This window comes from Marinococcus tarijensis, from assembly GCF_054971385.1.
Genome location: NZ_JBQOJA010000003.1, coordinates 73,965 through 95,945, shown reverse-complemented (window position 1 = coordinate 95,945; position 21,981 = coordinate 73,965). Strand labels below are relative to the sequence as shown.

Genomic DNA, 21,981 nt, shown 5'->3' with positions numbered 1-21,981 from the left:
TAATTTTTACGAATCATAGAGAGCTGGAGGCGGAATGAATGGACATTTTAGTGGTGAGCGACAATCATGGAAGTGAAGAAGTATTAAAGCAGGTACTTGACCGTCATAGGGGTGAGGTAAGTGCTGTACTGCATTGCGGAGATTCGGAAGCATCGCCTGACAATAAGCTGTTAAGCGATGTGCATATCGTCCAGGGCAATGTGGACAGTCCGGGAAACTTTCCTGATGAGTTAACAGTAGATGTAGGCCATATTAAAACGTACCTTACCCACGGTCATTTGTACCAGGTGAAAACGTCTTATGCTTCGCTCTTTTCCAAGGCTGAGCAGATCAATGCCGATCTGGTTTGTTCCGGGCACACACATGTAGCGGGGGCGTTTGAGGAGGATGGAACGATTTTTGTGAATCCAGGCAGCCTGCTTCTTCCGCAGGAGCGTCCTGAGCAGACATATGCTATCGTAAATGTCTCTAACCAGGGGCAGTCGATCAATGTTCATTTCTATGAAAGAGAGTCAGGCAGCGAACTTCTTGAACTTTCGCAAAGCTTTCCGTTTCCAGAGGGAGAATAAAATCCTTCTGGAAACCTTTATTGACTTTTAAGGAAAAATATTTTAACATAATGAATGTCGCAAAAAACAGATGTCCCAGTAGCTCAGCTGGATAGAGCAACAGCCTTCTAAGCTGTAGGCCGCAGGTTCGAGTCCTGCCTGGGACACCATTTCCTAATTAATGATATGTTCAGAGACAGAAGGGACTTCCCTTTCTGTCTCTTTTTATTTATTCCCGTAAGCGGGAAAAGAAGCCGGAGAGATGCTTCAGGGTGCTTTTTCCCGGGTTTTAGAAAAGAAAAGTGTCAGATTATATTTCACGATCGTGGACGATAGAGCTTATATCTGATGCAGAAGTACAAATTATCTAAAAAGTTTATACAAAATGGTTGACCATAAACTGTATTCGGCGTAATATATACGTCAAACGTTAAAAATGTATTCAGAGAAAGAACATTTGCCTTTTGAGGGTGTACACGTTACCCTGTTCATTAAGAAGGCAGACGATAGATTGAAGGGACGCAGAGGTGATATCAGTGGAAGAACAATGGATATTTTTGGATGGAGAGTTCGTCAAAAAGGAAGATGCCAAAATCTCCGTATATGATCATGGTTTTTTATACGGCGACGGTGTCTTCGAGGGCATTCGCGTATATAACGGAAATATTTACAAACTGGATGAACACCTCTTGCGTTTATACCACTCTGCGAAATCGATTATGCTTGATATTCCTCAATCAAAAGAAGATATGACGGAAATTATCAGGCAGACGCTGCAGAAAAATAAACTTGAAGATGCTTATATCCGGCTTGTTGTTTCAAGAGGTGTAGGGAATCTTGGCCTGGATCCGGCATCGTGTGCAAACCCTTCTATTATAGTTATAGCAGAGGAGCTTGCAATCTATCCAAAGGAATTTTACGATCACGGTCTTGAGATTGTGACAGTCGCTACCCGGCGGAACCGGCCGGATGTGCTGAGTCCGAAAGTGAAATCATTAAATTATTTAAACAATATACTGGTGAAGATGGAAGCAAGCCTTGCTGGGGTCAGTGAAGCGTTAATGCTTAACGACCAGGGTTATGTGGCGGAAGGCTCTGCAGACAATATCTTTATTATCAGAAACGGCGTGCTGATGACACCGCCAGGGTACATCGGTGCTTTAGAGGGCATCACCCGGCAGGCGATTCTGGAAATGGCTGAGGATATGGGATATGATGTGCGCGAAGAAGCTTTTACAAGGCACGATGTCTACACCGCAGAAGAAGTTTTTCTGACCGGGACAGCTGCAGAAGTCATTGCCGTTGTAAAGGTGGATGGAAGAGTGATCGGCGATGGCGAGCCGGGAGAAGAGACGGACCGGCTTCTGCGCGCGTTCAGACAAAAGGTAGTGGAAGACGGAGTAAAAGTTTATTCAGACAATTCCCGCATAGAGATTGGCTAATTGCCTGATTAGATGTACAATATAATTAAATAGTATTGATAAATCGACGACAGGGACCAGTAAATAATAGATTTTCCTTCACAGAGAGCTGCCGTGGCTGAAAGAGCAGCAGGAAATCATATTGAACTCCCCCTTGAGAGCTTTCCTGAACCTGAGTAAGGAAGGCCGGATGCCGACACGGCCTCCGTTATGGCAAACCGAACCGGAAAAACGGTTCCTAAGGCAATAAGTGCGAGCTTATTGTAAAAAAGGGTGGTACCGTGAAAAGCAGACGTCTTTTCGCCCCTTTAGAGCAGCAGCAGCTGTCTATTGGAGGTGAAAGGGCGTTTTTTATTATCCGGAGAGGTCCTTTTTAAGGGTGGCGGCATGGACGCAGACATGGAGAAATAAGTGATTTGAGTATAAAAGGAGGAGCGAGTATGAACACAAGAGTGAGAGAAGTAAAAGGGCGCGAATTGAAAGATGAAAACCAGGAAATGAGTGGCTCAAGCATGCTGATCCAGGCGTTGGCCCGGGAAAATGTAGACACCATTTTTGGCTATCCCGGCGGAGCCATTCTTCCGACGTACGATGAAATCTACCGTACCGGTATCCGGCATATCCTCTCCCGTCATGAGCAGGGCGCCATTCATGCAGCAGAAGGATACGCAAGAGTTTCAGGGAAGCCCGGTGTTTGTGTAGTAACATCAGGACCCGGAGCTACAAATGTGGTAACCGGCATTGCCGACGCCATGATTGATTCTCTCCCTCTTGTGGTTGTGACCGGCCAGGTGGCAACATCGGTGATTGGTACGGACGCTTTCCAGGAAGCGGACATCCTGGGCATTACGATGCCGATCACAAAGCACAATTTCCAGGCACGGTCGGTGGAAGACCTTCCGCGAATCATACGGGAAGCATTCCATATTGCCACCACCGGCCGGCCGGGACCAGTCGTGATTGACCTGCCTAAAGACGTATCCATTGCCTCCGGGATGTTTCATTACGATGACGAGCCGGATCTCCCCGGATACCAGCCGACGTACACGCCGAACAAGCTTCAGATCCGTAAGCTTGCTGATGCGGTAACGAAAGCCAAACGCCCGGTTATACTTTCAGGAGCAGGCATTCTGCATGCCGGAGCTTCCCCGGAACTGCTTGAATTCGTTGAACAGCAGCAGATCCCAGTCGCTTCTACGCTCCTTGGGCTTGGCGGGTTTCCAGGTACTCATGAACTGGCCCTCGGCATGGCGGGAATGCACGGAACGTACGCAGCCAATATGGCTCTCCATGAAGCTGATCTGCTTATCAATATAGGTGCCCGCTTCGATGACCGTGTCACCGGTAATCTCGAACACTTTGCCCCGCAGGCAACAGTTGCCCATATTGACGTTGATCCGGCAGAAATCGGTAAAATCATCGAGACGCATATTCCGGTAGTAGGAGACGCCAAAGAAGCACTGCGCCTGTTAAATGAAGTGAATCCGAAGCCGGGGGAAAGCGTGCGCTGGAGAATGAAAGTGGACGAATGGCAGCAGGAGTTCCCGCTCTGGTACAAGGAAGGCTCTGAATATATTAAACCGCAGAAGCTTACAGAGCTTGTTTACGAAAAAACGAACGGTGAAGCAATCATCACGACGGACGTCGGCCAGCACCAGATGTGGGCGGCCCAGTATTACAAATTCGATCATCCGAACGCCTGGGTCACAAGCGGCGGTCTTGGAACGATGGGCTTCGGCTTTCCAGCTGCTATCGGTGCCCAGTTTGCCGAGCCGGACCGTCAGGTGGTAGCTATTCTAGGAGACGCCGGCTTCCAAATGACGATGCAGGAGCTTTCCATCCTGCAGGAGCTGAACCTGCCGGTGAAAGTACTTCTGGTCAACAACGCTTCCCTCGGCATGGTCCGCCAGTGGCAGCAGCTCTTCTATGAAGAGCGGTATTCCAACTCCTTGTTTCCAATCCAGCCGGATTTCGTGAAGATGGCGGAAGCATATGATATTAAAGGATATAAAATCACCGACGAAAATGAAGTAGCGGGAGTGCTTGAAGAAGCATTCAATTACAACGGCCCGGTGCTTATCGACTGCAGAGTACACGAAGAAGAAAACGTGTATCCGATGATCGCTCCAGGGCAGGGGCACCATCAAATGGAAGGAGTGAAACCATGAGGCGGACCATTACAGCGACAGTAAACAATACAACAGGAGTGATGAACCGCATTACGGGTCTTTTTGCCCGCCGTCATTTTAATATTGAAAGCATTACGGTTGGAATGACGGAAAACCCGGAAGTGTCGAGGATGACATTTGTAGTAAATGTGAGCGACCAGCGGGGTCTCGACCAGGTCATCAAACAGCTGAATAAGCAGGTGGATGTATTAAAAGTCCGTGATATTACCGATGAAGCGATTGTAGCCAGAGAACTTGCGATGATTAAAGTCATGACAGTTTCCGGCCAGCGTGGAGAAATATCGGATTTAATTGCCCCGTTCCGGGCCACAGTTATCGATGTGGGCAGAGAAAGCGTCACAATCCAGGTGACCGGAGATACTCCGAAAGTGGAAGCGCTCATCGACCTGTTAAGGCCTTACGGCATTAAAGAAATGGCCCGGACGGGTGTAACGGCCTTTCAACGGGCTACTAAAAAAAGCAGTGATCAAACCAGGTATTCCATTATTAATTAATGAGTATTCATAAAAGGAGAGGTTCCAGCAATGGCAAAGGTATTTTATAACAACGATGTAAATGAGGCAGCACTCCAGGAGAAAACAGTAGCAATCGTAGGGTATGGCTCACAGGGGCACGCTCACGCACAAAACCTCCGGGAAAGCGGCGTTCACGTTATCATTGGGCTCCGTAAAGGAAAGTCGTGGGACAAGGCGTCGGAAGATGGATTTGAAGTATATTCGGTAAAAGAAGCGTCAGCGAAAGCAGACGTTATCATGATCCTGCTTCCGGATGAGTATCAGCCGACGATTTACACAGAAGAAATCAAGCCGGAACTTAAAGCTGGAAAAGCGATCGCGTTTGCGCATGGTTTCAATATTCATTTCAGCCAGATCCAGCCGCCGGAAGACGTGGACGTTTTCATGGTAGCGCCGAAAGGGCCCGGACATATTGTACGGCGGACATTTGAACAGGGAGCCGGAGTACCTGCTCTGTATGCTGTGTACCAGGATGCAAGTGGAAACGCCACAAACTCTGCGCTTGCTTATGCAAAACAAATCGGTGCGGGACGTGCCGGAATTTTGGAAACATCGTTCCAGGAAGAAACAGAAACTGACCTTTTCGGGGAACAGGCTGTTCTTTGCGGCGGAACGTCCGCGCTTGTTAAAGCCGGATTCGAAACGCTTGTTGAGGCCGGGTATCAGCCGGAAATTGCCTATTTTGAGTGTCTGCACGAGCTGAAACTGATCGTTGATTTAATGTATGAAGGCGGTCTTGAAGGCATGCGCTATTCCATTTCAGACACCGCTCAGTGGGGAGATTTTCAGGCTGGTCCGCGCATCGTAACAGAAGATACTAAACAGGCGATGAAAGGCATCCTGACTGATATTCAAACTGGCCGTTTTGCCAAAGGATGGATCGCGGAAAATCAGGCGAACCGCCCAGAGTTCAACGCTACCAACGCCCGGGAAAGAAATCACCTCGTAGAGCAGGTAGGCCGCGAACTCCGCGAAATGATGCCGTTTGTTAACCCAAATTCCAAGGGAGTGTAATGCTGTGAAAAACATTAACGTTTTCGATACGACGCTTCGAGATGGAGAGCAGACGCCGGGGGTCAACCTGAACTTTGAAGAAAAGCTTCAAATTGCGAAACAGCTCGAACGTCTGGGTGTTGATATTATTGAAGCGGGATTTCCAGCTGCTTCTAAAGGCGATCTTCGTTCTGTGAAGGAAATTGCGGATACTGTCAAAAACAGTTCAGTAACCGGATTATCCCGGGCGCTGACTTCTGATATCGATGCCTGCTGGGAAGCGTTAAAAGGAGGAGCAGAGCCAAGAATTCACGTATTTTTGGCCACCTCTCCTATCCACCGTGAGCATAAGCTTCATATGACCCAGGCAGAGGTGATTGAGACAGCGGTTAACGCAGTACGCTATGCAAAAGAGCGTTTTGCCAAAGTCCAGTTTTCTGCAGAGGACGCCTGCCGGACAGAGCTTCCGTTCCTGGCAGAAGTTGTCGAAGCAGTCATTGATGCCGGAGCAGACGTAGTAAATCTGCCGGACACGGTCGGGTTTATTATGCCGGAGGAGATTCGCAGCATGTTCCGCTATATTAAAAGCGAAGTGCCGAACGCAGACAAAGCTGTACTATCTGCGCACTGTCATGACGATCTCGGCATGGCTACTGCCAATTCGCTGGCTGCTGTAGAGGGCGGTGCAGAGCAGGTGGAGTGCACGATTAATGCGGTCGGAGAACGTGCCGGCAATGCTTCGTTGGAAGAAATTGCTGTAGCTCTTCATATCCGTAATGATTTTTACGGTAAATCCACCAATATTACACTGAACGAAATTAAACGGACAAGCAGCCTTGTCAGTTCACTGATGGGGATGCAGGTTCCAAACAATAAAGCCGTTGTCGGCGACAACGCATTTGCCCATGAATCAGGGATTCATCAGGACGGTGTGCTGAAGGAAACATCCACGTATGAAATTATTACGCCGGAGCTCGTCGGTGTAGAAGCGAACCGGATGGTGCTTGGCAAACTTTCCGGACGTCACGCCTTTAAAGAAAAGATTATTTCTCTCGGCTACAATGCCACCGAAGAAGAGATCAATAAAGTATTTAAATCATTCAAAGAGCTTGCAGATAAGAAAAAAGAGATTACAAATGAAGATATTTTTGCTTTAATGGCAGATGAAAAAGCCGGCGATGCAATGAAATATTATTCTCTTGAGACACTGCAGGTGACGTACGGCACCTCAAATATCCCGACAGCCACAGTTACAGTGCTGGACCAGGCAGGAGAGCGTATCGAACACGCAGGTACTGGTTCAGGCAGCGTAGAGGCCCTTTACAATACGCTTGAAAAAATTGTAGGGGAAGGCTTTACGCTCCAGGATTACCGCATCCAGTCCACGACCGGCGGCCGGGACGCTTTGGCAGAAGTATTTGTGCGGCTGGCGCTTGAAGAAACGGAATCCAGTGGACGCGGTACAGATAACGACGTACTTGAAGCTTCCGCAAAAGCATATATTAATGCTGTGAATCGTGTGCTAAATCAGCGTCGTGCAGAAAACCAGCCTAAAGTAGCAAATATATCCACGCCATAAAATAATTACTGAAGCAGCGGACAAGGGAGAGATCGAAATGGAAAAAAAGATTGCGATCCTGCCCGGTGACGGTATCGGACGGGAAGTAGTAGAGGCAGCAGCACAGGTGCTGAAGCAGATTGAAACATCGTTTAACCATTCATTCACATTTGAATATGCAGATATTGGCGGAGGAGCAGTGGATGATTACGATGATCCGCTCCCTGCTCACACGCTCGATATTTGTAAAAGAAGCGATGCTATTCTGCTTGGCGCAGTCGGAGGCCCGGCGTGGGACCACCTTCCGGGAGAAAAACGTCCGGAAAAAGGACTGCTCCGCATTCGAAAAGAATTAGGACTGTTTGCCAATCTGCGCCCGGTCCGCAGTTTCAAAAGTTTGCTGCACAGTTCACCCCTGCGTGAAGAAGTGATCGACGGAGTCGATGTAATGATTGTCCGGGAATTGACCGGAGGACTTTATTTTGGGGAGCCGAGAGAACGCCGGACTATCGACGGTGAAGAAGCAGCGGTGGACACATTGGTTTATAAAAAATCAGAAATCCGGAGGATTGTTCAGCAGGCCTTTGAAATTGCCCGTTTACGCACGCAAAAAGTAATATCAGTCGACAAAGCAAACGTTCTTGAATCAAGCCGCCTTTGGCGGGAAACGGCCGAAGAAACAGCTAAAGACTATCCGGATGTGGAGCTTGAGCATATGCTCGTGGATAACGCGGCCATGCAGATTATGTATGATCCGAAAAAGCTGGATGTCATCGTCACGGAAAACATGTTCGGGGATATTTTAAGCGACGAAGCGTCGATGCTGACAGGTTCACTCGGCATGCTCCCGTCTGCGAGTATGGGGAGTGAAAAGCCCGCTTTGTATGAGCCGGTCCACGGCTCGGCTCCGGACATCGCCGGACAGGGGACAGCGAATCCTCTGGCCACGATTGCTTCGAGTGCAATGATGCTGAAGTATTCCTTTGGACTCCAGCGGGAATCGGATGTAGTGGAGGAAGCTATTGAACAGGTCCTTCAAGAAGGTCTGCTTCCGGCAGACTTAAGCAGAGATAAAACATCTGCTGCCTCAACGGAAGAAGTCACAAAAGCCGTATGCAGTCATATTGCACGGCTGGCAGGAAAATAATAAAAGGAGGAAGTTCCATGAAGCCGAGAACAATCATCGATAAAATTTGGAACGAACATGCTGTTCGTGCCGAAGCGGGCAAACCGAATTTAATGTATGTTGATCTTCATATGGTCCACGAAGTCACGTCCCCGCAGGCATTTGAAGGCCTTCGGCTGAGCGGGCGTCCGGTGAGGCGTCCGGACCTGACCTTTGCAACGATGGACCATAACGTACCGACGCTGAACCGGGAGTCTATTACGGATGCCATTTCAAAAAAACAGATTGATACGCTGTTTGACAACTGTAAGGAATTTGGAGTGGAGCTTGCTGACATTCACAGCCCGAACAATGGTATTGTCCACATTATCGGCCCAGAGCTCGGGCTGACCCAGCCAGGGAAAACGATCGTATGCGGCGACAGCCATACGTCCACCCACGGAGCTTTTGGAGCTCTTGCCTTTGGTATCGGCACAAGTGAAGTGGAGCATGTGCTTGCCACTCAGACGCTTTGGCAGTCTCCTCCAAAAACGATGGAGGTCCATGTGGACGGAAGACTGGGCACCGGGGTCACAGCCAAGGACATTATTTTGTCGATCATCGCTAAATTCGGTGTTGATTTTGGCAGCGGTTATGTACTGGAATATACCGGTGAGGCAATTCGCGGTCTGACGATGGAAGAGCGGATGACGATCTGTAACATGTCCATCGAAGCCGGGGCTCGTGCCGGCCTGATCAGCCCGGACCAGGTGACGTTCGATTACTTGAAGGGCCGCCGGTTCGTGCCGGAAGGCGCAGAATTTGACGAAAAAGTGGAGCAGTGGCGTCAGCTTGCTACAGATGAAGGAGCTGAATACGACGAACGCGTAGTGATCCCTGCAGATGAAATCGAACCGATGGTGACCTGGGGGACCAACCCGTCTCAGGGTGTTGGTATTCACGGTACGGTTCCTTATCCGGAAGATGGCAAAAGTGCCACGGAGAAAAAAGTGATCAAAACATCGCTCGACTATATGGCTTTGGAGCCGGGGACGAAAATTACAGATATTCATGTGCAGCACGTGTTTCTTGGTTCCTGTACCAACGCGCGTATCGGAGATCTTCGTGAGGCTGCTAAAATTATCCGCGGCAATAAAGTAGCTGACGGTATCCGCGCGATGGTGGTGCCCGGCTCTCAGCAGGTAAAACTGCAGGCAGAGGAAGAAGGACTCGATCAGGTATTTAAGGAAGCTGGATTTGAGTGGAGAGACTCCGGGTGCAGTATGTGCCTTGGCATGAACCCTGATTTTGTACCGGAGGGAGAGCGCTGTGCCTCCACGTCCAACAGAAACTTTGAAGGCAGACAGGGAAAAGGTGCAAGAACCCACCTGGTCAGCCCGGCTATGGCAGCAGGGGCTGCTATATACGGACACTTTGTGGATGTACGGAAATTAGATCAAACGGTTTCTTCATAAGGAGGTGGCAGCATGGAAGCACTCACAGTGCACGAAGGAAACACGGCAGTACTTGAACGGGCAAACGTGGACACGGACCAGATTATTCCGAAGCAGTTTTTAAAACGCGTAGAACGTACCGGATTCGGCCAGTTTTTATTTTTCGACTGGCGCTTCAAGTCAGATGGAGAAGAAGACCCTTCCTTTGAGCTGAACTACCCGTCAGCGGCCAATGCCTCAATTTTGATTGCCGATCATAATTTTGGCTCGGGCTCTTCGAGGGAACACGCCCCCTGGGCCCTTCAGGACTATGGGTTTCGCGTTATTATTGCTCCCAGTTATTCAGATATTTTTTACAATAACTGCGTCAAAAACGGAATATTGCCGGTGCGGCTGCCCGAAGATCAGGTTTATGAACTGATGCAGAATGGGAATGATAAAGAATACCACTTGACAGTAGACTTACAGGATCAGCAAATCTTTGATAAGGATGCGGATTTTCAGGCAACATTTGAGATAGATCCCTATTGGAAGGAAATGCTGTTAAATGGATGGGATGAAATTAGTATTACGCTTCAATATGAAGAAGATATTGAAGCTTATGAAAAACGGGTCAAAGTTTAACGGGGAAGGCGGCCCACAGCGGCCGTCTTCATTTTTACATTAAGCTCTAATGAACGCAGTCATTCATACATACATATACTATTTGGTTCTGCCCATACAAAAGGTTTACGATCTACTGGCATAGCGGATTTGCAAAGAAGGAGGCTTCAGATGGATAAAAGGCTGAATCAGAAGGTTGTTTCTTTCCCCGGAACAGCCGGACAATTGGTTAAGCAGGGGCTCGAACAGCTGAAGTCCGGGGAAAAGGAGCAGGCTGTACATGTTTTTCGCCAGGCACTGGTTCATGAGAGTGATAACCCGGACGCCTCCTATGGTCTTCTTTTAGCTTATGCGGAAGCAGGACAGCTGCAGGAAGCAGCCGGGTGGGCAGAAGAACTGCTTAAAGACAACACCAGTGACCTCCTCGAAATTCTGCACGTATACGTACCCGTGTTAGCCCAGCTTGGCAGGTACGACCAGGTAATTGAAACGCTGGATGAAGTACAGAATACAAAAGAAGTGCCTGCCCATCTAAGAGAACAGTTTCAGGAATTATACGCCCTGGCCGACGGCATGACACAGATGGAAGCAGAAATGGAAGAATACGATACAACGCCCGTGGGACGTTCTTCGCTTCCGGTCGAATGGGAAATGGTGCTCCAAATGGGGACGGAGGACCAGAAGCTTCATGTATTAAACGTACTTCGAAAAGAAGGGCCGGAAAAATGGAGGCCTGCCATAAGGGAGCTGCTGGCCCGGCAGGAAACATCGCCATTAATGAAAAGCTTTCTTCTTCTGCTTCTGAAGGACTGGCAGGTCGAAGATGCTGTCTGGGTGCAGAAGCTGGGCAGGAAAGGGGAGTTCGCCCCGTCAACGCTTCCGGCTTTAGAGGAAAGCAGTTCATATAAAGATTCCTCGTTTCTGCTCGACCGTTCACTGGGGGACAAGGATCCAGTTCTTCTGCAGCACGCGAAAGAGCTGCTGCAGCAGCTGCTGTTGTATTACTATCCTTTTCCTCCTTCGGTTCAGATTGAAGTGCTGGCAGCGGTGCTGCATTTTGAGACGTTCCGGCAGTTTGAGCCGCTCCCGGACGAACAGACTATCAGGGATTTTTACGGAGTAGCTGAACCAAGCTTTAAATCGATGCAGCAGGAATACGAAAGAATCCAGGGGTTCATTCAGGAAATCTGAAAAGCCCCTATTTGAAAGTGATGTTTAATCCCTTGTGGGAGTAAGTTTAGCGGAAAATGAATCATTCATTGAAATGGTTTAGTGTTATGTTATAATAGGGTAGTTATTTACACGGTAGAACCTAGTTATTTGGAGGGAATTTGAATGAATGCCAGTTGGGAAAAGAAAGAAGGAAACCAGGGAGTCTTAACCGTAGACGTAGAATCGGAACGGTTTGACAAAGCTCTGGATCAAGCATTTGATAAAGTGAAAAACGATGTATCTATTCCAGGATTTCGTAAAGGGAAAGTACCACGGAAGCTTTTCGAAAGCCGTTTTGGAGTAGAGTCTTTATACCAGGATGCCCTGGATATCCTGCTTCCGGATGTTTATGCCGAAGCAGTTGATGAAGCGGGTATTGAGCCAGTGGACCGCCCGGAAATCGATGTGGAAGAAGTGGAAAAAGGCAAAGACCTGAAATTCACTGCTACAGTAACCGTAAAGCCGGAAGTAGAACTCGGCGAAATTAAAGGGCTGGAAGTAGAAGAGTTTGACACCTCTGTATCAGAAGAAGAGGTAAACCAGGAGCTTGAAAATCTTCAAAGCAAATACGCAGATCTTGCTGTAGTAGAAGAGGGCGAAGTGCAGGACGGAGACACCGCTGTACTCGACTTCGAAGGTTTTGTCGACGGTGAAGCTTTTGAAGGCGGCAGTGCGGAAAACCACTCGCTTGAAATCGGCTCTAATTCCTTCATTCCAGGATTTGAAGAGCAGGTTGTAGGCATGCAGCCGGGAACAGAAAAAGATATTACAGTTACTTTCCCGGAAGAGTACCATGCTGAAAATCTTGCCGGGCAGGAAGCTGTCTTTCATGTTAAGCTTCACGAAATCAAGCGTAAAGAGCTTCCAGAGCTCGACGATGAATTTGCGAAAGACGTAGAAGAGCATGAAGCAGAAACGCTCGACGAGCTTAAACAGGCAGTGCGCCATCAGCTTGAACACGACCGTGAGCATGAAAAAGAACATCACGAGCGCGACGCTGTAGTTGAAGAAGCAGCAGAGAAAGCTTCTGCAGAAATTCCACAGGCAATGATCAATACAGAATCTGACCGCATGCTTCAGGAATTCAGCCAGCGCCTTCAGTCCCAGGGAATGACTCTTGAAATGTACCAGCAGGTTACTGGTACGGACGAAGAAGGCATGAAAGAGCAGTTCCAGCCGGAAGCTGAAAAACGCGTACGCATGAACCTGACTCTTGAAGCTGTAGCTGAGCAGGAAAACCTCGAAGCAAGTGAAGAAGATGTAGAAAATGAACTTCAAAAAATGGCTGATATGTATCAGCGCGATAAAGAAGAAATTCGCAGCCTTATCGAAATGCAGGGCGGCGTGGACATGCTGAAGCAGGATCTTCGTCTGCAGCGTGCTATCGATTATCTGGTCGAGCACAGCAAAACTGTACCGAAGAAAGAAGAACCGGAAGCTGAAGAAGCAGAAAACGAATAAGGCAGAAATGCTGATAAAATCCTGAGGGTGAAGTATGCCTTCAGGATTTTTCCGCCTGAAATGGTCAAAAATCAGCATATTCCGGCTGCTCAGACTAAAGGGTATTGTTTCGATTTCCATAGGAAAGTATGATACAATTCAACTCAAGCGCAATAATTGTGTTATTTAAAAACTTCCTATATAGTAAACGAAGAATTAACATTTGTGTTTAGACAGAGCAGAGAATATGCCGCGTTGAGAAAGTCATCGAAGGGCTTAATCAGACGGATTGATTGTATACATTACACTGCTTCAATGTTTCATATTTAGGTGAGGGGTGAACCAGTTGATTAAATTCAATGAAGAAAAAGGACAATTGAAATGTTCCTTCTGTGGAAAAACTCAGGATCAGGTTCGTAAACTGGTCGCCGGGCCCGGGGTATACATTTGTGATGAATGTATCGAACTGTGCACGGAGATCGTGGAAGAAGAATTAGGTTCAGAAGAAGAAGTGGAATTCGAAGAAATTCCGAAGCCATACGAAATCAATGAAACACTCGATGATTATGTTATCGGCCAGGAAAGAGCGAAAAAATCACTTTCTGTAGCTGTTTATAACCACTATAAGCGTGTGAATTCCACAAAGAAAACCGACGATGTGGAACTGGCTAAAAGTAATATAGCGCTATTAGGCCCGACCGGGAGCGGAAAAACGCTATTAGCACAGACGTTGGCCCGTATTTTGAACGTACCGTTTGCAATCGCAGACGCAACTTCTTTAACAGAAGCAGGATACGTGGGTGAAGACGTGGAAAACATTCTGCTGAAGCTTATCCAAGCAGCTGATTATGATACAGAAAAAGCAGAAAAGGGTATTATTTACATTGATGAGATTGATAAAGTAGCCCGTAAATCAGAAAACCCCTCCATCACTCGTGACGTATCCGGGGAAGGGGTTCAGCAGGCGCTCCTGAAAATTCTGGAAGGCACAACAGCCAGTGTACCTCCGCAGGGAGGCAGAAAGCATCCTCATCAGGAATTTATCCAGATTGATACGAGCAATGTGCTGTTTATCTGCGGCGGTGCATTTGATGGCATCGAACAGATTGTAAAAGAACGCCTTGGCCGTAAAATTATCGGTTTTGGTGCAGAATCTGAAAATGCGGAAATGGGACATGATGAATACATGAGCCGGATTCTTCCGGAAGACCTGCTGCGCTATGGTCTGATTCCTGAATTTATCGGCCGGATCCCTGTCATTTCCAGTCTGTCACAATTAGACGAGGAAGCACTGATTGAGATCCTGACCCAGCCGAAAAACGCGCTCGTTAAGCAGTATCAGAAGCTGCTCGAAATGGATGAAGTCGAGCTTGAATTCACCGAAGATGCGCTGCGTGCGATTTCGCGCAAAGCAATTGAACGCAAGACCGGGGCACGTGGACTGCGTTCCATCATCGAGGGCATCATGCTTGATGTAATGTACGATCTGCCTTCTAAAGAAGACATTGTTTCCTGCACTATTACAGCAGAAAGCGTAGATAGTGACGGATCGCCTCTTCTGAAAACAAAAGATGGCAAAGAAGTAACGTTAAAACAGTACAAACCAAAAGAAAGTGCATAAACGGTTTTTCGCCTGAATGAAAAGGGACCTTATACAGAAACCCCCGCATCCGTATGGTGCGGGGGTTCTGATTATTTATACATAGCATTTATAAACGACTTCCTGTCAATGAGTAATGTTTCATAGACAGTAATTTTATAAATAGGATAAAATAAATAGTATACCTTTAGTACGTAACAACCGGATCACTGCATAACAGTAAACGAACATAATTTGACAATAGAGGTGTTAGCGAATGCCAAATACAACGACGATTTCCATACCGATGCTGCCGCTTCGCGGACTGCTTGTGTTCCCGTCGATGGTGCTTCATTTGGATGTGGGAAGAGATAAATCCGTGGAAGCCCTGGAGCAAGCAAATGCTAAGGACAGCCGGATTCTGCTCGTAACGCAGAAAGATTTATCAGTAGATAACCCAGGCGAAGCTGATGTGTACCATGTCGGTACGGTGGCAAAAATTAAGCAGATGCTGAAGCTTCCAAATGGAACCATCCGTGTACTTGTGGAAGGCTTGGAGCGCGCAGAGATAAAAGAATTTATCGATAAGGATGCTTTTTTTGAAGTGGAAATGGAGGTGCTGCCTACGGAAGAACACGCAGATTCGGCTGAGGAACAGGCGTTAATGAGAAAGGCGCTGGAAGCTTTTGAACAGTATGCCACTGCTTCTAAGCGCATTTCCAGTGAAACGATCCAATCGGTGCAGGACATTGCAGGGGCCGACCGTCTCGCTGATATGATCAGCTCTCATCTTCCGTTAAAAGTAGCAGAGAAGCAGGAGCTGCTCGAGCAATTCACCGCTTCGGAGCGTCTGCGTAAAATTATCGATATTCTGCAGAAAGAACAGGAAGTATTAGGCCTTGAAAATCAAATCGGGCAGCGCGTGAAAAAATCGATGGAAAAAACGCAGCGTGAATACTACCTGCGCGAACAAATGCGGGCGATCCAAAAAGAACTCGGAGAGACTGATGGAAAAGAAAGTGAAGTCGATGAACTCAGAGAAAAAATTCAGCAGGCAAAAATGCCCGAACAGGTTCAGGAAAAAGCTGAGCGGGAGCTTCGCCGCTACGAAAAGATGCCGGGGGCTTCTGCAGAGACTTCCGTTATCCGGACATATATCGAATGGCTTGTGGATATACCGTGGTATGAGGAAACTGAAGACCAGCTTGATATTAAGCGGGCCCAGCGGGTTCTCGATGAAGATCATTACGGACTTGAAAAGGTGAAGGACCGGGTACTTGAGCACTTAGCCGTGCAGCAGCTGACGGAATCCGTGAAAGGCCCGATTCTATGTCTGACCGGACCGCCAGGCGTCGGAAAAACGTCGCTGGCACGTTCTATTGCGCGCTCGCTCGACCGTAATTTCACTAGAATGAGCCTTGGAGGTATCCGGGATGAAGCAGAAATTCGCGGGCATCGCAAAACCTATGTTGGTGCTATGCCTGGTCGCATTATTCAGGGAATGAAAAAAGCTGGTACCGTTAACCCGGTATTTCTGCTTGATGAAATTGACAAAATGGCCAGTGATTTCCGGGGGGACCCTTCTTCAGCGATGCTTGAAGTGCTTGACCCGGAACAAAACAATACGTTTGAAGATCATTATGTAGAAGAGGCCTACGATCTTTCCAAAACAATGTTTATTACTACGGCTAACAATATGAACACTATCCCTGAGCCGCTGCTCGACCGGATGGAGGTTATTAGCATTGCCGGTTACACGGAAATTGAAAAAGAAGGTATTGCTAAAAATCACCTTGTGGAAAAGCAGATTAAGGAAAATGGCTTAACCAAAGGAAGCATCCAGTTCCGGCAGGGAGCTCTTTTAAAATTAATACGCGAGTATACGAGAGAAGCAGGAGTCCGTGGCCTGGAAAGAGAGATAGCAGCGGTGTGCCGGAAAGCAGCAAAGCTGATCGTTATGGGTGAAAACAAAAAAGTAGTAGTCACGCCGGCGAAAATCGAGGAACTGCTTGGGCGTCCGCGGTACCGTTACGGGCGTGCGGAAGAGGAGGACCAGGTGGGCGCAGCTACCGGTCTTGCCTATACGGCGGCCGGCGGAACGACTTTATCTATTGAAGTATCTCTCGCAAAAGGAAACGGCCAGCTTCAGTTAACCGGGAAACTCGGTGATGTCATGAAGGAATCCGCGCAGGCAGCATTCAGCTATATCCGGTCAAAGGCGGATGAATGGGGCGTCGATCCGGATTTTCAGGAAAAATGGGATATTCATATTCACGTGCCGGAAGGAGCCACGCCAAAAGATGGGCCTTCTGCGGGCATCACAATTGCAACAGCCCTGGTATCTGCACTGTCCGGCCGGAAAGTGAAAAAAGAAGTAGGAATGACCGGGGAAATCACTCTGCGCGGCAGAGTGCTCCCAATCGGCGGATTGAAGGAAAAATCAATGAGTGCCCACCGTGCAGGACTGACGACGATCCTGATACCTGCCGATAATGAAAAAGATTTGGAAGATATACCGGAAAGCATTAAAAAAGATATTACATTTATTACGGTGAAGCATCTCGATGAAGTGTTAATAGAAGCATTGGAGGAGAAAAATGAAAGTTCATAAATCGGAGCTGGTTATAAGTGCGGTCAGCCCTAAACAGTACCCTGAAGGGGGACTTCCGGAAATAGCTCTGGCTGGAAGGTCCAATGTGGGGAAATCTTCGTTTATTAATTCCCTGTTAGCAAGAAAGAACCTGGCCCGGACTTCTTCAAAGCCCGGTAAAACGCGTACACTCAATTTCTATAATATCGAAGACCGCTTTTTGTTCGTAGACGTTCCCGGCTATGGCTATGCGAAAGTATCAAAAAGCGAACGGGCAGCCTGGGGCGAAATGATGGAGGAGTATCTCAAAAGCAGAGAAGTCCTGAAAGCTGCTTTTATGATTATTGATTTTCGCCACGAGCCGACAAAAGATGATATAGCCATGTACGATTACTTGAAATTTCATGAGCTGCCGGTAGTTATTATTGCAACAAAAGCGGACAAAATCACGAAAAATAAACGCCCCCGTCATTTAAAGCGTGTTAAAGAAACACTTAAGCTGAAGCCGGAGGACCAGACGGTCGTGTTTTCTGCAGAAACCGCCCAGGGCAAAGATGAAGCGTGGCGGGCCATTGAGCAGTTTATTTGAAAATAATGCGTGGAAAATATACATTGGAATAGTGAGTAAAAGACAGAGACAGCAGAAAAAACTGTCAGCCCTTGTTCACAAATTGATGCCAAAAGGCAAATAGTTGTGTGATACAATGGGTTGTGTGAAGAGTGGAACGTATAAATAGAGCTGAAGATTTGGTGGTTGCATTAAACATGGTACTGATGACGCAGGGGGTGAAGATACGAACATGCATATTATTGTCGCTGGATTAGACTATAAAACAACTCCAGTTGAAACGAGAGAACGATTGGCTTTTCAGGAGGATACACTTCCTCAGGCACTGCAGGAGCTTCGTGACATGAAAAGTATCCTGGAATGCGTCATCGTATCTACCTGTAACCGGACAGAGGTGTATGCAGTCGTCGACCAGCTGCATACAGGAAGACATTTTGTGAAAAAATTTCTGGGCCGCTGGTTCGAAATGCCACAGGAAGACTTTGGGCCATTTTTAAATATACGCGAAAATGATGCAGCGGTGCAGCATTTGTTTCAGGTTGCAAGTGGTCTTGATTCCATGGTGATTGGTGAAACACAAATACTGGGCCAGGTGAAAAGCGCCCTCGCTACAGCCCATGAGAATGAAACGACCGGCACGATATTTAATGAACTGTTTAAACGTGCGGTCACGTATTCCAAACGGGCCCATCACGAAACAGAAATTAACGACAATCCTGTATCAGTCAGCTATGCAGCTGTTGAGCTTGGTAAAAAAGTTGTCGGCTCGTTCAAAAACAAGCGGGTGCTTGTTTTGGGTGCCGGAAAAATGAGCGAATTGACAGCTAAGCATCTGCATTCCGGTGGTGCTGCCGAAGTGACGGTGTTTAACCGGACGTATGAAAAAGCAGAACAGATTGCTGCGCAGTTTAACGGAAAAGCTAAACCAATGGAGGAGCTGACTGACGCGCTTGCACAGGCGGATGTTTTAATTTCCTCCACCGGCTCGGATTCCTACGTGCTGAGTAAAGAGCAGGTGGCCTCTGCCAACAAAAAAAGAAAAGGCAAACCGCTGTTTATGGTTGATATTGCAGTCCCAAGAGACTTGGATCCGGCATTGAATCAGCTCGATAACGTTTTTTTGTATGACATTGATGATCTGCAGGATATTGTGAATTCCAATATGGAAGAACGCAAAAAAGCTGCAGCACTGATGGAGAGAATGATCCATGCTGAAGTCTCGGATTTCAAGGACTGGGTGCATACTCTCGGAGTGGTGCCAGTGATTTCAGCTCTTCGGACAAAAGCTCTGGCTATTCAGGCAGATACCATGGATAGTGTGGAACGGAAGCTTCCGGAGCTTACCGAACGGGAAAAGAAAGTGCTGCGTAAGCACACGAAAAGCATTATCAATCAAATGATCAAGGATCCGATAACGAAAGCTAAAGAAATGGCTGATAACAACGATGCAGAAGAAATGCTGCAGCTGTTTACTGAAATCTTTGCTCTTGAAGAGGAAGTAGAAGAAGCCAGAGCAGCAGAGGAGCGTCAAATACGCAAGGAAGAGGCGGAAGAGGAATGGAATTCCTCCAGAGAATCGCGCGGTTTCCGCCTTCCATATGCTTACGCGACAGATGTCGCTGTTCGTTCCTAAGAGAGGGGCGTCAGGATGGTTGCAGCCGAAGGAATTATTTATATCGTAACGATTGTACTATACGGCCTGAGCGTCCTTTGCTACTTCGTTGATTTTTCTCAAACCAACCGGAAGGTGAACCGATTCGCCTTCTGGTTGCTTTCTATTGTCTGGGCTTCGCAGACGGCCTTTTTAGTACTTAGAATATTTATGTATGATCGTGCACCAGTAATCACGCCTTTTGAAGGCATGTATTTCTATGCGTGGTCGCTTGTAACCATTTCACTTATTGTGAACTGGTTTTTTCGAATGGATGTCCTGGTTTTCTTTCTAAATGTAATAGGCTTTCTGCTGATGACGTTCAGTTCTTTTTCGTTTAACGGCGATATTCCAAACGAGCTTGAGATGCTGCTGTTGTCTGAGACGCTCGTAGTGCATATTATTTTTATTCTGCTCTCTTATGCTTCGTTTACACTGGCATTTGTATTCTCCGCAATGTATGTGCTGCAGCATCAGCTTTTAAAAAGAAAGCAGTGGGGGAAACGGTTAATCAGGATGGAAAATCTGCCGAAAATGGAAAAGCTGGCAGGCACGACCACCATCATCGGAGTTCCTCTTTTATTTGCAGGACTGGTGTTTGGTTTTCTCTGGGCAGGGAAATGGTACGACTCTCTCCCCTGGCAGGACGCAAAAGTCATCGGTTCGATCATTCTGCTTGGCTTTTACAGTACGTATATATATTTACTGGCCGTTCATCACTGGCGCGGGTACCGGATGGCGCTTTTAAACGTTGCCTGCTTTGTCGTTTTACTCATTAACTATTTTATTTCCAGTGATTTGAGTCAGTTTCATATATGGTACTTATAATAACTATGGATGCTTAGAAAGGAATGGCTAAACGCATGCGCACAATCACCCTGGGTACTAGAAAAAGTAATCTGGCATTAAAACAAACGGAGTGGGTGCAGCAGGAGCTTGAAAAGCTGGATCTGCCCTACCGCTTTGAAGTGAAAAAAATCTCTACAAAAGGGGACCGTGTTCTGGACCGGACGCTATCTAAAGTCGGCGGAAAGGGCCTGTTTGTAAAGGAAATTGAGCAGGCGCTTACAGACGGTGAGATTGATATAGCCGTACACAGTATGAAGGACCTTCCGGGAGAGATGGCGGAAGGCTTCGAAGTGGGCGCTGTCACTAACCGGGTGGACCCACGGGATGCCTATATTGCAAACGATCATGTAAAATTTCATAATCTGCCGCTTGGAGCAGTAGTTGGTACGAGCAGTCTGCGGCGCACATCCCAGATTAAAGCAGAGCGCCCGGATTTAAACGTCCAGTGGATTCGGGGCAATATTGAAACACGGCTCCGGAAGCTGCGTGAGGAAAGCTTTGACGCCATTATTTTAGCCGCCGCCGGCCTGGAGCGCATGGGCTGGAGTGATGAGATTGTCACGGAATTTCTCGAGCCGAATATGTGTGTGCCGGCCGTAGGACAGGGCGCACTTGGGATTGAGTGCCGCAGCGGGGACGAAGATATATTAAAGATTATTCAACACCTTCATGACGAGCCGGTAGCGGTATGCGTGGCTGCCGAGCGGGCCTTCCTGAAAGCTGTAGAGGGAGGATGCGCGGTGCCGATTGGCGGATACGCCACGCTTAATAAGCAGGGTAATGTGCAATTAACTGCAATGATTGGATCCACGGATGGACGCAAAATACTAAAAGAAAAGCTCACGGGTGACAAACCGGAAGAAATGGGCAGAGAGGCTGCTCATGCCCTGCTTGGACGGGGAGGCAAAGAAATTCTGGAGCAGGCCCGGGAAGAGATGGGGGAAGAATAGTGACAGCAACAGTACTGGTGACAAGAGGAGCCGGCCAGAACGCAAGTCTGGTGCAGGGTCTTCAGTCTGCAGGCTGTTGTGCCAGGGCGGTGCCGGTTATTACTACCGTACCGGTACAAAGCAGGGAAAAGGCAATGGCGGAGCGGTGGCGGAGCGGTAATATTGACTGGATGCTTATAACAAGCGTGAATACCGTCTATTACCTGACGGAATGGCAAAAACGGCATGGTCTGGGTATTCCAGCCGGCTTAAAAACGGCTGCTGTCGGGCCAAAGACCAAGCAGGCGCTGGAACAGGAAGGCTTTCGGGTAGAACTGATGCCAGAAAAATATAAAGCCGTTTCGCTGGCTGAAGCAGCCGGACGGGTAGTCGGCGCCCGGGAAAACGTGCTTCTTCCTCAAAGCAACCAGGCGGCCGATACCTTGCACCGGTCGCTTGCAGCCCGGGGCCTAAACGTGTGGGTATGGCATTTGTATACGACGGTACCGAAAGAAAAAAATGAGCCTCTTCTCCAGGCTGTTTTAAAAAATCGGGAGGTTGACGTACTTACGGCCGCAAGTCCTTCCTCTGTAGAGGCCCTGTACCGGCTGGCAGGGGCTTACCGGCAGTTGCTGCTGGCTATGCCCGTGGTGGCAATCGGCCCCTCGACCGGAAAAGCTGCCCGCGAAACCGGGTTTAAGTATGTTTACGAAGCAGATATTCATTCCGTGGAAGGAATGATAGAAAAAACCAAGGAAATTATTTAGGAGGCTTCAC

The 21,981-nt window shown here is 47.9% G+C and carries 18 protein-coding genes, 1 tRNA gene and 1 other annotated feature; all 19 genes read left to right on the top strand.

The window, feature by feature from the left end; genetic code table 11:
• The first annotated feature begins 38 nt into the window (after window positions 1–38).
• Window positions 39–569 (top strand): metallophosphoesterase family protein, encoded by a 531-nt coding sequence (locus ACTTK7_RS02675; RefSeq protein WP_462865569.1) that lies wholly within the window; start codon window positions 39–41, stop codon window positions 567–569.
• Between the two features lie 72 nt (window positions 570–641).
• Window positions 642–718, top strand: a tRNA-Arg gene (locus tag ACTTK7_RS02670).
• Between the two features lie 366 nt (window positions 719–1,084).
• Complete coding sequence (gene ilvE, locus ACTTK7_RS02665) at window positions 1,085–1,990, top strand: branched-chain-amino-acid transaminase (protein ID WP_462865664.1); 906 nt, start codon at window positions 1,085–1,087, stop codon at window positions 1,988–1,990.
• A gap of 37 nt (window positions 1,991–2,027) precedes the next feature.
• Window positions 2,028–2,280 (top strand) — a binding site (T-box leader).
• Window positions 2,281–2,409: 129 nt separating this feature from the next.
• Complete coding sequence (gene ilvB / locus ACTTK7_RS02660) at window positions 2,410–4,137, top strand: acetolactate synthase large subunit (protein ID WP_462865567.1); 1,728 nt, start codon at window positions 2,410–2,412, stop codon at window positions 4,135–4,137.
• Window positions 4,134–4,652: an acetolactate synthase small subunit gene (ilvN, locus tag ACTTK7_RS02655; RefSeq protein WP_322526507.1), complete on the top strand. Its 519-nt coding sequence runs from the start codon at window positions 4,134–4,136 to the stop codon at window positions 4,650–4,652. The genes ilvB and ilvN overlap by 4 nt, the downstream gene beginning before the upstream one ends.
• A 30-nt stretch (window positions 4,653–4,682) precedes the next feature.
• On the top strand, window positions 4,683–5,687 hold the full coding sequence (gene ilvC / locus ACTTK7_RS02650; RefSeq protein WP_322526506.1) for a ketol-acid reductoisomerase: 1,005 nt from the start codon (window positions 4,683–4,685) through the stop codon (window positions 5,685–5,687).
• Window positions 5,688–5,691: 4 nt separating this feature from the next.
• Window positions 5,692–7,245, top strand: a complete 1,554-nt coding sequence (locus ACTTK7_RS02645; RefSeq protein ID WP_462865565.1) for a 2-isopropylmalate synthase — start codon at window positions 5,692–5,694, stop codon at window positions 7,243–7,245.
• Between the two features lie 37 nt (window positions 7,246–7,282).
• Entirely contained in the window at window positions 7,283–8,371 is a 1,089-nt protein-coding gene (gene leuB, locus ACTTK7_RS02640; RefSeq protein ID WP_322526504.1) for a 3-isopropylmalate dehydrogenase, read from the top strand.
• A 17-nt stretch (window positions 8,372–8,388) separates the two neighbouring features.
• The gene (gene leuC, locus ACTTK7_RS02635) at window positions 8,389–9,804 is read left to right on the top strand and encodes a 3-isopropylmalate dehydratase large subunit (RefSeq protein WP_462865563.1); all 1,416 of its coding nucleotides are present in this window, start codon (window positions 8,389–8,391) and stop codon (window positions 9,802–9,804) included.
• A gap of 12 nt (window positions 9,805–9,816) precedes the next feature.
• Window positions 9,817–10,407 (top strand): 3-isopropylmalate dehydratase small subunit, encoded by a 591-nt coding sequence (gene leuD, locus ACTTK7_RS02630; RefSeq protein ID WP_462865561.1) that lies wholly within the window; start codon window positions 9,817–9,819, stop codon window positions 10,405–10,407.
• 150 nt (window positions 10,408–10,557) lie between these two features.
• On the top strand, window positions 10,558–11,577 hold the full coding sequence (locus ACTTK7_RS02625; protein WP_462865560.1) for a tetratricopeptide repeat protein: 1,020 nt from the start codon (window positions 10,558–10,560) through the stop codon (window positions 11,575–11,577).
• Between the two features lie 144 nt (window positions 11,578–11,721).
• On the top strand, window positions 11,722–13,059 hold the full coding sequence (gene tig / locus ACTTK7_RS02620) for a trigger factor (protein ID WP_322526500.1): 1,338 nt from the start codon (window positions 11,722–11,724) through the stop codon (window positions 13,057–13,059).
• 325 nt (window positions 13,060–13,384) lie between these two features.
• Entirely contained in the window at window positions 13,385–14,659 is a 1,275-nt protein-coding gene (clpX, locus tag ACTTK7_RS02615) for an ATP-dependent protease ATP-binding subunit ClpX (RefSeq protein WP_462865558.1), read from the top strand.
• A gap of 235 nt (window positions 14,660–14,894) precedes the next feature.
• Window positions 14,895–17,228: an endopeptidase La gene (gene lon / locus ACTTK7_RS02610; protein ID WP_462865556.1), complete on the top strand. Its 2,334-nt coding sequence runs from the start codon at window positions 14,895–14,897 to the stop codon at window positions 17,226–17,228.
• Window positions 17,215–17,796, top strand: a complete 582-nt coding sequence (yihA, locus tag ACTTK7_RS02605) for a ribosome biogenesis GTP-binding protein YihA/YsxC (protein ID WP_322526498.1) — start codon at window positions 17,215–17,217, stop codon at window positions 17,794–17,796. Before lon ends, yihA begins: the two co-directional genes overlap by 14 nt.
• A 211-nt stretch (window positions 17,797–18,007) precedes the next feature.
• Window positions 18,008–19,408 (top strand): glutamyl-tRNA reductase, encoded by a 1,401-nt coding sequence (gene hemA, locus ACTTK7_RS02600; RefSeq protein ID WP_462865554.1) that lies wholly within the window; start codon window positions 18,008–18,010, stop codon window positions 19,406–19,408.
• A 15-nt stretch (window positions 19,409–19,423) separates the two neighbouring features.
• Window positions 19,424–20,254, top strand: coding sequence for a cytochrome C assembly family protein (locus ACTTK7_RS02595; protein ID WP_462865552.1), 831 nt, complete (start codon window positions 19,424–19,426; stop codon window positions 20,252–20,254).
• Between the two features lie 35 nt (window positions 20,255–20,289).
• Window positions 20,290–21,225, top strand: coding sequence for a hydroxymethylbilane synthase (gene hemC / locus ACTTK7_RS02590; protein ID WP_462865662.1), 936 nt, complete (start codon window positions 20,290–20,292; stop codon window positions 21,223–21,225).
• A complete protein-coding gene (locus tag ACTTK7_RS02585; RefSeq protein ID WP_462865550.1) occupies window positions 21,225–21,971 on the top strand; it encodes a uroporphyrinogen-III synthase in 747 nt (248 codons plus the stop codon). Before hemC ends, ACTTK7_RS02585 begins: the two co-directional genes overlap by 1 nt.
• Window positions 21,972–21,981 lie beyond the last annotated feature (10 nt).

Excerpts from the sequence above, each read along its gene's own strand:
- ACTTK7_RS02675 (WP_462865569.1), top strand. The coding sequence starts at position 39 with ATGGACATTTTAGTGGTGAGCGACAATCATGGAAGTGAAGAAGTATTA.
- ilvB (WP_462865567.1), top strand. The coding sequence starts at position 2,410 with ATGAACACAAGAGTGAGAGAAGTAAAAGGGCGCGAATTGAAAGATGAA.
- ilvN (WP_322526507.1), top strand. The coding sequence starts at position 4,134 with ATGAGGCGGACCATTACAGCGACAGTAAACAATACAACAGGAGTGATG.
- ilvC (WP_322526506.1), top strand. The coding sequence starts at position 4,683 with ATGGCAAAGGTATTTTATAACAACGATGTAAATGAGGCAGCACTCCAG.
- leuB (WP_322526504.1), top strand. The coding sequence starts at position 7,283 with ATGGAAAAAAAGATTGCGATCCTGCCCGGTGACGGTATCGGACGGGAA.
- leuC (WP_462865563.1), top strand. The coding sequence starts at position 8,389 with ATGAAGCCGAGAACAATCATCGATAAAATTTGGAACGAACATGCTGTT.
- leuD (WP_462865561.1), top strand. The coding sequence starts at position 9,817 with ATGGAAGCACTCACAGTGCACGAAGGAAACACGGCAGTACTTGAACGG.
- ACTTK7_RS02625 (WP_462865560.1), top strand. The coding sequence starts at position 10,558 with ATGGATAAAAGGCTGAATCAGAAGGTTGTTTCTTTCCCCGGAACAGCC.
- tig (WP_322526500.1), top strand. The coding sequence starts at position 11,722 with ATGAATGCCAGTTGGGAAAAGAAAGAAGGAAACCAGGGAGTCTTAACC.
- lon (WP_462865556.1), top strand. The coding sequence starts at position 14,895 with ATGCCAAATACAACGACGATTTCCATACCGATGCTGCCGCTTCGCGGA.
- yihA (WP_322526498.1), top strand. The coding sequence starts at position 17,215 with ATGAAAGTTCATAAATCGGAGCTGGTTATAAGTGCGGTCAGCCCTAAA.
- hemA (WP_462865554.1), top strand. The coding sequence starts at position 18,008 with ATGCATATTATTGTCGCTGGATTAGACTATAAAACAACTCCAGTTGAA.
- ACTTK7_RS02595 (WP_462865552.1), top strand. The coding sequence starts at position 19,424 with ATGGTTGCAGCCGAAGGAATTATTTATATCGTAACGATTGTACTATAC.
- hemC (WP_462865662.1), top strand. The coding sequence starts at position 20,290 with ATGCGCACAATCACCCTGGGTACTAGAAAAAGTAATCTGGCATTAAAA.